The 12,288-nt window shown below is 64.7% G+C and carries 9 protein-coding genes; 2 read left to right on the top strand and 7 right to left on the bottom strand.

All coding sequences use genetic code 11. The features are described from left to right. Positions 1-2 precede the first annotated feature (2 nt). A complete protein-coding gene (gene carB, locus FJ039_07435) occupies positions 3-3,281 on the top strand; it encodes a carbamoyl-phosphate synthase large subunit (GenBank protein MBM4405997.1) in 3,279 nt (1,092 codons plus the stop codon). A gap of 79 nt (positions 3,282-3,360) precedes the next feature. On the opposite strand, the gene FJ039_07430 is transcribed toward carB, so the two are convergent. The 7 genes from FJ039_07430 to FJ039_07400 form a co-directional block, all read right to left on the bottom strand. Further along, positions 3,361-4,755 (bottom strand): trehalose-6-phosphate synthase, encoded by a 1,395-nt coding sequence (locus FJ039_07430; protein ID MBM4405996.1) that lies wholly within the window; start codon positions 4,753-4,755, stop codon positions 3,361-3,363. A gap of 286 nt (positions 4,756-5,041) precedes the next feature. Continuing rightward, entirely contained in the window at positions 5,042-5,941 is a 900-nt protein-coding gene (locus FJ039_07425; GenBank protein ID MBM4405995.1) for an SDR family NAD(P)-dependent oxidoreductase, read from the bottom strand. A gap of 23 nt (positions 5,942-5,964) precedes the next feature. Beyond that, positions 5,965-6,930 (bottom strand): phosphotriesterase-related protein, encoded by a 966-nt coding sequence (locus FJ039_07420; protein ID MBM4405994.1) that lies wholly within the window; start codon positions 6,928-6,930, stop codon positions 5,965-5,967. A gap of 86 nt (positions 6,931-7,016) precedes the next feature. Further along, positions 7,017-8,129 carry an ABC transporter permease gene (locus FJ039_07415; GenBank protein ID MBM4405993.1) on the bottom strand — a complete coding sequence of 371 codons (1,113 nt, stop codon included), beginning with the start codon at positions 8,127-8,129 and terminating at the stop codon, positions 7,017-7,019. A 35-nt stretch (positions 8,130-8,164) separates the two neighbouring features. After that, complete coding sequence (locus FJ039_07410; protein ID MBM4405992.1) at positions 8,165-9,124, bottom strand: ABC transporter permease; 960 nt, start codon at positions 9,122-9,124, stop codon at positions 8,165-8,167. Positions 9,125-9,260: 136 nt separating this feature from the next. Further along, positions 9,261-10,556 carry a phosphopyruvate hydratase gene (locus tag FJ039_07405; GenBank protein ID MBM4405991.1) on the bottom strand — a complete coding sequence of 432 codons (1,296 nt, stop codon included), beginning with the start codon at positions 10,554-10,556 and terminating at the stop codon, positions 9,261-9,263. After that, positions 10,543-11,049, bottom strand: coding sequence for a TIGR00725 family protein (locus tag FJ039_07400; protein MBM4405990.1), 507 nt, complete (start codon positions 11,047-11,049; stop codon positions 10,543-10,545). Before FJ039_07400 ends, FJ039_07405 begins: the two co-directional genes overlap by 14 nt. A gap of 576 nt (positions 11,050-11,625) precedes the next feature. On the opposite strand from FJ039_07400, the gene FJ039_07395 reads away from it, so the two are divergent. Continuing rightward, positions 11,626-11,853 (top strand): transposase, encoded by a 228-nt coding sequence (locus FJ039_07395; GenBank protein ID MBM4405989.1) that lies wholly within the window; start codon positions 11,626-11,628, stop codon positions 11,851-11,853. Positions 11,854-12,288 lie beyond the last annotated feature (435 nt).

Genomic DNA, 12,288 nt, shown 5'->3' with positions numbered 1-12,288 from the left:
CAGTGGCTACCGAGAAACCGAAGAAAGTCCTCGTCATCGGCTCCGGCCCCATCGTCATCGGCCAGGCCGCCGAGTTCGATTACGCCGGGGCCCAGGCCTGTAAAGCCCTTCGCGAAGAGGGCGTCATCTCCGTCCTCGTCAACTCCAACCCGGCCACCATCATGACCGATGAAGGCATCGCCGACGTCGTCTACATCGAGCCCCTGACCGTCCCCGTCCTCGAGCGGATCATCAAGGAGGAGCGGCCCGATGGCCTGCTCCCTAACCTCGGCGGTCAGACCGGCCTGAACCTCGCCGTTGACCTCGCCGAGGCGGGCGTCCTGAAGAGATATGATGTGCGGCTCCTCGGCACGCCCCTGGAGAGTATCCAGAAGGCGGAGGACCGTCAGCTCTTCAAGGATATGCTTGTCTCCATCGGCGAGCCCGTCATTGACAGCGAAACGGTGACGACCATGGAGCAGGCGCACATCGCGGGCAACCGCATCGGCCTGCCCCTGGTCATCCGTCCCGCCTTCACCCTGGGCGGCACCGGCGGCGGCATCGCCCACACCTGGGAAGAGTACGAGGTCCTCTGCGATAGCGGCATGACCGCCAGCCCCATCCATCAGGTCCTGGTGGAAAAGAGCCTGGAGGGTTGGAAAGAGCTGGAGTACGAAGTCATCCGCGATGGGGCTGATAACTGCATCATCGTCTGCAATATGGAAAACCTCGACCCCATGGGCGTCCATACCGGCGATAGCATCGTCGTCGCCCCCAGCCAGACCCTCACCGATCACGAGTACCAGATGTTGCGCTCCGCCAGCATCCGCATCATCCGCGCCCTGGGCATCGAGGGCGGCTGCAACGTCCAGTTCGGCCTTTCGCCGCACCCGGCGACGGGCGTCCCGCGCCCGGAGAACGGACGCGCCTATGTCGTCATCGAAGTGAACCCTCGCGTCAGCCGCTCATCGGCCCTCGCCAGCAAGGCCACCGGCTACCCCATCGCTCGCGTCTCCGCCAAGATCGCCATCGGCAAGCGCCTCGATGAGATCCCCAACGCCGTCACCAAGAAAACCTTTGCCGCCTTCGAGCCGGCCTTGGACTACTGCGTCGTCAAGATCCCCCGCTGGCCCTTCGATAAGTTCGCTTACGGCGATCGCCGCACCGGCACCCAGATGAAGGCCACCGGCGAAGTCATGGCCATCGGCCGCACCTTCGAAGCCGCCATGCAGAAGGCCGTTCGCTCCCTGGAGTTCGGCAAGAAGTCCATCCTCTGGGAAGACCCAGCCTGGCTCAAGGACGGCAAGCTCGACCTGAGGTCCCTGCCGCTCTACCCGAACGACCTCCGCCTCTGGGCCCTCCTCGCCTCTCTGCGCCGTGGCCTTCCCGTCGGCGAGCTCTCTAGGCTCACCGCCATTGATTCCTGGTTCCTCCAAAAGCTCGCCAACATCGTCGCCTTCGAGCGCCGCCTCCTCTCCGAGCCCCTCACCCCTGAGCTCCTGCGGGATGCCAAGCGCAAGGGCTTTTCCGATGAAGTCATCGGCACCCTGGCCGACCGTCTGCCGGAGCAGATACGCTCCCTGCGCAAAGAGTGGGCCATCGTCCCCATTTTCAAGATGGTGGACGCCTGCGCCGCTGAGTTCGATGCCGTGACTCCCTACTTCTACGGCACCTACGAGCAGGAGAACGAAGCCGTCGCGAGGCCTGGCGCCAAGGCCATCGTCATCGGCAGCGGCCCCATCCGCATCGGCCAGGGCATCGAGTTCGACTATTGCAGCGTCCATGCAGCCTGGGCCCTCCACGATGCCGGCGTCCAGAGCATCATGATCAACTCCAACCCGGAGACCGTCTCCACCGACTTCGATAGCAGCGACCGCCTCTACTTCGAAGCCCTGGATGAAGAGCGCGTCCGCGACATCATCGAGAATGAGGCCTCCGGCGCCGACCCGAAAGACACCCCGCCCACCTGCGTCCAGTTCGGCGGCCAGACCGCCATCAACCTCGCCATGCCCCTGGCCCGCGCGGGCCTTCCCACCCTCGGCTCGGGCGCGGAGCCCTTGGACATCGCCTCCAACCGCAAGCGCTTCGAAGACTTCCTCAGCCGCCTCGGCATCCCGGCTCCTCCCGGCGCAGGCGTCACCACGATGCACGAGGCCATCGCCGTCGCCGATCGCATCGGCTACCCCGTCGTCGTGCGCCCCAGCTACGTTCTCGGCGGCCGCGCCATGGAGATCGTCCACAACCGGCAGGAGCTGACCAAGTACATGGGCATGGCCGAAGAGGTCAGCGGCGGCCACCCCATCCTCATAGACAAGTACCTCCAGGGGAAGGAGGTGGAAGTTGACGCCGTCAGCGATGGCGAGCACGTCCTCATCCCCGGCATCATGGAGCACATCGAGCGCGCGGGCGTCCACAGCGGCGATGCCATGTACGTCTACCCCGGCATCACCCTCACGGATGCCGAAGTGAATACCATGGTGGACTACACCCACCGCATCGGGAAGGAGCTCGGCTTCAAGGGTATCCTCAACGTCCAGTTCATCATCATGCCCGGCAAGCCCGGCGAATCCTCCCAGGTCTACGTCATCGAAGTGAACCCGCGCTCAAGCCGCACCGTTCCCTTCATCTCCAAAGTCACCAGCATCCCCATGGTGAAAGTCGCCACCAACGTCATGCTGGGCAAGAGCATCGCAGGGCAGGGCTACAAGCCCGGCCTGCAGAGAAAGATGCCCCTCGTCGCCATCAAGGCCCCCGTCTTCTCCATGCAGAAGCTCTCCGGCGTGGACACCTACCTGGGCCCGGAGATGAAGTCCACTGGCGAAGTCATGGGCATAGATAAGACCTTCGAAGCGGCGCTCGTGAAGGCCATCATGGCCGCGGGCCTCATGCTCCCCGCCGAAGGTGGCATCCTCCTCAGCCTCGCCGACCGCGATAAGAAAGAGGCGATGCCCATGGTGCGCACCCTTATCTCCCTGGGCTACAAGCTCTACGCCACGGAAGGCACGGCGGCGGCCATCGAAGCGGCGGGCCTGAAGGCCACCCTCATCACCAAGAAGCTCGGCGAAGGCCACCCCAACGTGGTGGACGTTATCCACAACGGCACGGTGCGCGCCGTCATCAACACCATCTCCAGCGGCGCCGCCCCCATGCGCGATGGCTTCCACATCAGGCGCGCGGCGGTGGAACGGCGCGTCCCCTGCTTCACATCCCTGGACACGGCGGAGGCCGCTCTCAAGGCTGTTGTCAGCGGCGCCAAGGGCTACAGCGTCAGGCCGCTCCCCGCCTACCGCTCCGCCAAGTAAGACGTATTCCCTGCAGAGGCGTTTCCCCGGTAGGAGCGCGCCCTCAGGGCCGCCGAAAGACAGAAGCCGGTGTCGTGCGCTACCGCTTCGCCAGGTCCCGAAGGAACCCCTCGCTCCAGGCGATCGCCGTGTTCGTGCTCACATCTTTATAGAGCGCCTGCCACCGCTCGCGGCGCTCCTTCGTCGTCATCGTCAGCGCCTGGTGGATCGCCCCCGCCGTCCCTTCGATATCGTGCGGGTTCACGATGATCGCCTCCTTCATCGTCTCCGCCGCGCCGCAGAACCGCGAAAGGACCAGCACCCCCGGGTGTTCCGCTCCCTGGGAGGCGACGAACTCCTTCGCCACCAGGTTCATGCCATCGCGCAGCGGCGTCACCAGGCAGACGTCCGCCTCCCGGTAATGCAGCGCCAGTTCCCGTTGGTTGAACGAACGGTAGTGGTAGGAGATCGGCGTCCACCCCTTCTCGGAGAAACGCCCGTTGATGCGCCCCACCAGCTGGTCCACCATCTCCCGCTCCTTCGCGTACTCCGGCACCCGCGTCCGCGATGGCGCCGAGATGTGCATCATCGTCACCTCGCCTCGTAGCGAGGGCCTGTGCTCCAGCAGGTGCTCGAAGGTCAACAGCCGCTCCGGGATGCCCTTCGTGTAGTCCAGGCGGTCCACAGCCAGGATGAGCTTGTGCTTCTCCCCCGTCTTCTTTCCCGCCCTCGCCAGCTCCACCTCCGCCTCTTCGCCCCACTTCGTGAAGGCCTCCGCGTCCGTCCCGATGGGATAGACCCCCACGCGCACGCTGCTCTTCCCGCTGGTGAAGACGTCTCCGGAAATCTTGCCGCCCAGCTCCGCCACCATCGAGTCCAGGAGGTCCTGCGCGTAGCGGTGGATGTGCACGCCCACCAGGTCGTACTCCAACAACTCTTCCAGAAGCTGCTTCGCCCAGGGGAGGATCGTGAAGATTTCCGCGGGCGGAAAGGGCGTGTGCAGGAAGAAGCCCAGCTTCCCCTTCCATCCCAGCTTGCGGAGCTCCGCGCCCAGGGGGATGAGGTGATAGTCTTGCGCCCAGATTAGGTCGCCCTCTTCCAGCAGGGGATAAAGCGCCTCCGCGTAGCGGCGGTTCACCCGCTGGTAGGCGCGGAAGGCGTCATGGCGGATCACTACCCGCTCGGGGAAACTGTGCAACAGCGGCCACAGCGTTCTGTTCGCGAAGACGGCGTAGAAAAGGTTCAGCGCCTCAGGCGTCAGGTCAATCGTCGCCAGTTGGATACTGCCGGTCTGCGTCAGCTTCGGCTTTGCCGCAGGCGTCCCGGTGCTGGAGCCGCTCCACCCGAACCACAGGCCTCCCCGCTTCTCCATCGCCGCCTGCACCGCGCTCACCAGCCCGCCCACGCTCTGCGCCCGGCGCTCGTCCTCGGTCTTCGGCACGCTGATCGTCGGCACCCGGTTAGACGCGACCACGATCCGGCCCGTCTGGCTCATCTGCGAGACTCGCTTTCCTCACGGCCCCTGCGAGATGGAGCCGTGATCGCCTGCGCTCAGGCGTGATGGCCCGGGGAGCGCCGCTCAACCGGCGCTCCGGCACCTTTCTCTCAGGGATGGGGCGGCTCGCTTGCGCGTTGCGCCCTCAGGGCGCTAGATACGATACAGGCGGCCCCGCCCATTGGCAATGCGCGAAACGGGGTGGCATGTTTCCTGGACACGATGATCCGCTCCTACCCCTTCCTTCCCAGGGAAGGGGCAAGGGGTTAGGTCGCCTCGAGATGGCTTAGTAGAGCGTCCCCAGCGGCGGGATCTCCATCGTCCCCATCGCCTTCGCCAGCTCGCCGGGTGTCCACATCCCGTCTTTGTAGACATGCTTCGTCACCTGGAGCGGCTGGAAGAGCCCCACGTGCCCGCCCTGCACGAAGAAGTACTGCCCGTTGATGTTCGCCGCCTCTTCCGTGCAGAGGGCCGCCACGCAGATCGCCACGTTCTCCGGGTCCTGCACCACGCGCAGCATCCGCTCCGTCTGCGATGTGTCTCCCCCGGTGGCCTTCGCCCGGCTCATGCTCTCCGTCACCATCCGCGTGTTCGCCGCCGCCGGGTTCACGCCGTTCACCGTGATGCCGAAGGGCGCCAGGTCCCGGCTCACCACGTTTGTGAAGCCGAAGATGCCTCCCTTGCCCGCGCCGTACGGCGCGCTGCCCGTGCTCCCGATGAGCCCCGCCCGGGAGACCATGTTCACGATGCGTCCCCACTTCTGGTTCTTCATGTGAGTGCACGCGTGCCGCGTGCAGTTGAACGTCCCGAAGACGTGCACGCCGACGACCGATGCGAAGGTCTCCGGGGAGAGATCGTAGATCGGTGCGCCTGCCGTCGTCCCTGCGTTGTTCACCAGGATGTCAATCTTTCCGAAGCTCTTCACCGCCGTCTCGATGATGCGCCGCGAGGCTTCGAAGTCCGAGACGCTATCGTAGTTCGCGACCGCCTTGCCGCCCTTCGCCTTGATCTCCGAGACCACCTGGTCCGCGGGCGATTTGTCGCTCCCGCTTCCCTGGGTGGACGTGCCCAGGTCGTTCACCACCACCGCCGCGCCCATCTCAGAGAGCTTGTGCGCGATGGACCTGCCGATGCCCCTGCCTGCACCCGTCACTACTGCCACGCGCCCGTCTAAACGTCCCGCCATTGTGCGCCTCCGTGTGAGTTTCGCTAGTTGCTTTCGAAATAGTGCCTCGGGTTGTCTACCAGCATCGTCTTGATGGCCTGCTCGCTGACCCCCGCCTTCTTCATGGAAGGGATGAAGTCCTCGATGATGTACGTGTAGCGGCGCTTCTTCAGATACTCCGGGCTCCTGGGCGCCCGCGAGACCGGGCCGTGCATGCAGCCCACGTTATCGTGGGAGAGGACGATCTGGTTCGCATAGCCCAGGGCCACCAGGCCGGCCAGCGTTCCGAGCTTCTCCTCGTCCGTCGAGTGCATCTCGAAGCCGATGCGGTCGAACCCCAGGAAGGCCTTCCGCTTCAGCATCTTCAGGTGGTAGGCGATATTCGGGTTGTCGCTGCAATGCCCGATGATGACGTGCTGTGGGTTCACGCCCTCGGACTCGAAGATCTCCAGCTGCTCCGGGCCCATCGTGCCTTCAGTAGTGTGCGTCGTGATGGGCGCCCCCGTGGCCTTGGAGGCCCGCGCCGCCGCCTGGAGCGCCTTCTTCTCGTTATCCGTCACCTTGCCGCTGCTCGTCGCGCACTTGATCACGCCCGCCTTGATCTTCCGGGCACCGATCCCCTGCGTGATCTCCTTGGTGTAGATCTCCGCCAGCTCATCCGCCGTGCGGATGCGGAAGTATGTGGGATACCCGGCGAAGGAGCCGGTCTCGTGGTAGATGCCGGTGGAGCAGATGATGTTGATGCCTGATTTTTCGGCCACGTCCGCCATGAAGTTCACGTTGCGCCCGATCTCCATCGGGATCGGGTCAATGATCGTCGTGATGCCCGCGGCCTTCAGGCGCTTCATCTCGCCGATGGCCTGTAGCAGCTCGTTCTCGTAATCGAAGTGGGCCGTGCTGTCGTACTCCACGCCCATGGCGGAGGCGATCAGGTGCTCGTGAGTGAGGGTTGCGCCCAGGTCTTCCGAGGAGATGGGCCCCAGGACCGTATTGACGCGCGTTGTCGGCATGATGGCCCCCTTATGCGAGGCAAGCGGAAGCTGTGGGCGGAACCATACCACGGGAGAACGGCGACTGCAAAGGGGCCTGAATTACCCTACTTGCGCAGGCGCGGGTCGAAGTGGTCGCGCAGAGAGTCGCCCAGGAGGTTGAAGCTGAAGACGATCATCGTCAGCACCAGACCTGGGAAGACCGCGTTCCACGGCGCCTTCTCCACGTTCGTCAGCGTCTGGCCGGAAAGCATGCCGCCCAGGGACGGGTGGGGCGGCGGGATGCCCAGGCCCAGGAAGCTGAGAGACGATTCGATGATGATGGCGGAGCCGAGGCCGGAGGTGATGAGGATCATCACAGGGGCGAAGGTCTGCGGCGCGATGTGCCTGATCATGATCCGGAAATCCGTGGCGCCGATGGCCCGCGCCGCCTGGACGTACTCCGCATTGCGGTTGGCAAGCGTCACCGCGCGCACCACGCGCGAGGTGCCCGGGATACCGATGAGCATGATGGGGATCGCCACCTTCTCCAGGGTGAAGACGGGGGAGCGGGTGAACGGCTTGTCATCCATGAGGCCGACGAGCAGGATGAGGATGATGCCGACGATGAGGCTCATGCTGACGAGCGTGCTCATCGCCGCGCCGGCTTCTCGTTCGTTCATGAAGGCCAGCGCCACGACGATGGCGCCCATGCCGATGATGATGCCGAAGAGGATCCAGGCATTGGGATGCCAGGCCGATGTCCCGAGGACCGAGACGAGGGCGAGGGCCAGCACCAGGGTGGGAAATGCGAGCTTCGCTTCAACCATGCGCTGGAACACGGCATCAATCCAGCCGCCGTAATAGCCGCCGATGATGCCCATGAAGTAGCCGATCAAGGAGCCCGAGGCGACGCCGAACATCGCGATGCGGAGAGAGGGCTTGAGGCCGATGATGATGCGGCTCAGGTTATCCCGCCCCAGGTGGTCCGTCCCCAGGTAGAAGCCCTTGATCCATTCCGGCTTGTGGAAGAGCGCCCGGGCGTGGATCTCCAGCGGGTCTTGGGGCCTGATCCAGGGGCCGAGGATCGCGACGATGACGGCGATGAGCAGGATGACGAAACCGATGGCGCCGATGGGCTGCCGCTTGGCGAACTTCCAGGAGCCCTGGCGGATGCTCGTCAGCACACCGATGATGGGATTCGTCTCATCGCGCATGACCCGTTTTGTTTGTGCGGCCATAGGTTGGTTCCGTTGCTTCAGGTCTCGCGCGGCGCCTAGTTGTAGCGGATGCGCGGATCGAGCCAGGCGTACATCAGGTCAATGACAAGGTTCACGAAGAGGATGATGAGGGCGAACAGCAGGACTAACCCCTGCACCATCGGGTAGTCGCGGAAGTTGATGGAGTCTATGACCGCCGTTCCCAGACCGGGCAGATTCCAGATGCGCTCCATGATGACGGTGCCGCCCATGAGCGAGGCGTATTGCAGGCCCACGATGGTGATGACCGGCAGGATGGCGTTCTTGAGGGCGTGGCGCACCATGATGGTCCGCTCGCGCAGGCCCTTGGCCCATGCCGTGCGGATGTAGTCTTGCCGCAAGACCTCCAGCAGCGTCGAGCGTGTCATGCGGGCCACAACGGCGGACAAGGCATATCCCAAGGCGAGACAGGCCCAGATGATCTGCTGGATGTTGTTCCACGGGTTCTCCCACAACTCGGTGTAGCCCAACGGCGGGATCCAGTTGAAGAAGACCACCATCGTGAGCAGCATCAGCGCGCCCACCCAGAACGTCGGCATCGCCAGGCCGCCGATGCTCACGAACCGCGCCACGTAGTCAATCGGCGAGTTCTGGCGCATCGCCATCAGGATGCCGAGGGGAAGCGCGATGGAGACGGAGATGATGACCGTCAGCGTGCACATCTCAAAGGTCAGCGGGAAGCGGTTGGTGATCTCCTCCCACACCGGTGTCTGGGAGCGGAGAGACTGGCCCCAATCGCCAACGAAGACGCCGCCCACCCAGTGGAAATACTGCATGTAGAGCGGGTCGTTCAACCCGAGCTTTGTCCGCAATGCCTCCAGCTGTTTGGGGTCCACCGTGCCCGTGCCGTCCGGGCCGACGAGGATCATGAGGGCCACGTCTCCCGGCACCACGCGCATGATAAGGAAGATGCCGACGGAGACGAGGAAGAGCACCGGGATGAACTGGAGGAGCCGTCGGACTATATATCGCTGCATCGTTCACCCATTCGCTGGGCTGCAATTAGCCCTGGAGACCTGGCGGCTTTTGAAAGTTGGGCGCAAGTCTAGCATGGGGCATATGGTGTGTCAATAAGAGGTCTCGGCCCCTTTGCGCGCGGGCATCCGCTGGGCTTCACGTCAGCTTCACGGGGATCGGCGTAAAGGCCTCGCGCCCGGCGTAGACGGCCTTGGCCCCAAGGGCCTCTTCGATGCGCAGGAGGCGGTTGTACTTCGCCACCCGCTCGCTCCGCGCCGGCGCGCCCGTCTTGATCTGCCCCGTCGCGCTCGCCACCGCCAGGTCGGCGATCGTCGTATCCTCCGTCTCCCCTGAGCGGTGGCTGATGACCGCCGTGAAGCCCGCCTTCCGCGCCATGGCGATGGCGTCCTGCGTCTCCGTCAGCGTGCCGATCTGGTTCAGCTTGATGAGGATGGAGTTGCTGCTCCTCTCTTTGATGCCCCGCCCCAGGCGCGAGATGTTCGTCACATAGAGATCGTCGCCCACAAGCTGGACGCCCTTGCCTAGCGTCGCCGTCAGCGACTTCCAGCCGGCCCAATCGTCTTCGTGCAGGCCGTCTTCGATGCTGACGATGGGGTAAGCGCCGCACCACTTCGCAAGGAAGGCCACCATGCCCTTGGAATCCAGGGTGATGCCCTCCTTCGCCAGGGTGTATCTGCCGTTGCTGTAGATCTCGCTTGATGCCGCGTCCAGGGCCAGCGCGATATCGCGCCCCGGCTTGTAGCCCGCCCTTTCGATGGCCTCCAGCAAGAGGTCCAGCGCCGCCTTGTTGGAGCTGAGGGAGGGCGCGAATCCTCCCTCATCGCCGGTGTTGGTGCTCAGCTTGCGGCTCTTCAGCACCTTCTTGAGCGCCTGGTAGGTCTCCGCAGCCATGCGCAGCCCCTCGGCGAAGCTCTTGCCGCCCACCGGCATGATCATGAACTCCTGGAAATCGGCGGAGTCGTCGGCATGCTTGCCGCCGTTGAGGACGTTGAACATCGGCACGGGAAGGCGCGGCTTCTGCGCGCCAGCCAGGTAGCGATAGAGCCCCACGCCCTTGCTCGCCGCCGCCGCGTGGGCGATGGCCAGGGAGACGCCGAGCAGCGCGTTCGCCCCCAGGCGGCCCTTGTTCGGCGTGCCGTCCAGCGCGATCATCCGGCGGTCCAGCGCCTCTTGATCGAAGGGCGATCGCCCCTTCAGGCTCTTGGCGATCTCGCCGTTCACATTGGCCACGGCCTTCAGCACGCCCAGGCCGCCGTATCGCTTCGTATCTTTGTCGCGCAGCTCCAGCGCCTCGTGGGTCCCGGTGCTCGCGCCCGAAGGGACGGCGGCGCGGCCCAGGGAGCCGTCGTCCAGCAGCGCCTCCACCTCCACCGTCGGGTTGCCCCTCGAATCGAGGACCTCTCTCGCGCGAAGCTGCTTAATCTTTGTCACGGCTCTTCCGCCTTTTCTCGGGATGTTTGACTGCGGCGATCGCCTTCTCCACGGCCTCCGCCGCGTCCGAGGCGATGATGAGCGATGCATCGGGCTTGCCGTCCGGCCGGGTGAGGGCCCACGTCTTCAGGCCGACGACCTTTTGCCGGAAGCCCAGGGCGTGGGCGATCTCCGAAAGCGTCCCGAACTCGCCGTCCACCGCGATGACGACGGACGCGCTGCGCACGACGATGACGTTCCGCGCGTAGCCCATCCCGGTAACGATAGGGTAGTCCACGTAGCGGTTGGCGGAGGAGGCGTCGTACCCGGGCAGGATGCCGATGGTGGTCCCGCCCGCGGATTTGGCGCCCTTGCACGCCGCCTCCATGACGCCGTTCATCCCGCCGCAGATGACGGTATGGCCGCGACGGGCGATCTCCGCTCCAACCTCGTGCGCCAGCTTATACGTTTCGGCGGTGCATCCATCGCCCCCGCCGATGACAGCGATAATCACAGGAAGCGTCTACCTCCGGACGGCGGCAAGTATACCATCCGGAATCACGCTTCCCAGGTCTGTACTGTCATCCCGTCGAAGACCCTGTCTTCAGGCCGTACCCTCGGTCCGAACCTTCGGGGAGGGCCTCTGGTGCGAAGCACCTGAGCGCCCGAAGGAACTATGAGGCAGTTGGTTGCCGGCAACCCACGTACCCGACTGGGTTGCCCCCGCAGCCCACCCTCCCGTAGGGGCGAGCCAAGCGTCCCATTCTTCCTCTGTGTGTAGCGCGGCTCGCCCACTTCCCCTGGGTTGCCCCCGCAACCCACCATCCTGGTAGGGGCTGGCCTCCCCAAAGGGCTCCGAAACATCGGAGCGGCCAGCCCTCCCCATCGGGCGCGCAACACGCGCCCCTACCCTCTCCCAGCTTCCCAGTGCAACTCGGGAAGCGTCTGGGAGAGGGCCAGGGTGAGGTCTCTTCCTGGGTCGCCCTCGCAGCCCACCCTCCCGTAGGGGCGAGCCAAGCGTCCCATTCTTCCTCTGTGTGTAGCGCGGCTCGCCCACTTCCCCTGAGGTGCCCCCGCAACCCACTTCCTCCTGGTAGGGGCTGGCCTCCCCAAAGGGCTCCGAAGCATCGGAGCGGCCAGCCCCATCCCCAACGAGCGCTTCAGGATTGAGTGGCTGAACATCAACTGGCTCCTGAGCATGAAACATGTCAGGAAAGTTATCGAGGATTGGCGGAGGGACTACATCGAGGTGAGACCCCATAGCGCATTGAAGGACCTCACCCCACCGGAGTATGCTGACGCAACCACGGCACTCTGATCTCCCCTGATACTAAACACGGGTGAAGGTCAAGTGCCCTCAGTGGATAAACTCTCCTCCCCCTCCCTCGTTCCCGGTCCCTCCATCCCTGCGTTCCTTCCCCACTTGACACCACTGCCTATTCTGCGTAGTATTGTCTCGTAAGCACAAAAAGCTTACGCCTTCGCCAGGACAGAGAGCCGGGGAGGCGGACCGATCGTCGGGGACGCGCGCGTGCGCCTCCGGCTCGTCGGGACGCCTCCCCTTCTTTTTGCCCCGCCGTCGGGAGTAATCCCGGTAGTGAAGCGCAGGCGGCCCGGGTGCGACGCGCGCCCCGAAGCGCAAGGGGCGATCGTCGCACCGAACCATAACGCGCAGGCACAAGGAGCAAGAGGAACAACGATCGAAGTGGAATCGGACGGCCCTGCTCGAACGTGACGGCCCCCGCGGGTCCCT

This window comes from Chloroflexota bacterium (assembly GCA_016875535.1).
Taxonomy (GTDB): domain Bacteria; phylum Chloroflexota; class Dehalococcoidia; order SHYB01; family SHYB01; genus VGPF01.
This window is presented reverse-complemented; position numbering and strand designations above follow the sequence as displayed.

Bases quoted from the DNA above. Each gene is read 5' to 3' on its own strand.
- FJ039_07430 (MBM4405996.1), bottom strand. From the start codon at position 4,755: ATGAGCCAGACGGGCCGGATCGTGGTCGCGTCTAACCGGGTGCCGACG.
- FJ039_07425 (MBM4405995.1), bottom strand. From the start codon at position 5,941: ATGGCGGGACGTTTAGACGGGCGCGTGGCAGTAGTGACGGGTGCAGGC.
- FJ039_07420 (MBM4405994.1), bottom strand. From the start codon at position 6,930: ATGCCGACAACGCGCGTCAATACGGTCCTGGGGCCCATCTCCTCGGAA.
- FJ039_07415 (MBM4405993.1), bottom strand. From the start codon at position 8,129: ATGGCCGCACAAACAAAACGGGTCATGCGCGATGAGACGAATCCCATC.
- FJ039_07410 (MBM4405992.1), bottom strand. From the start codon at position 9,124: ATGCAGCGATATATAGTCCGACGGCTCCTCCAGTTCATCCCGGTGCTC.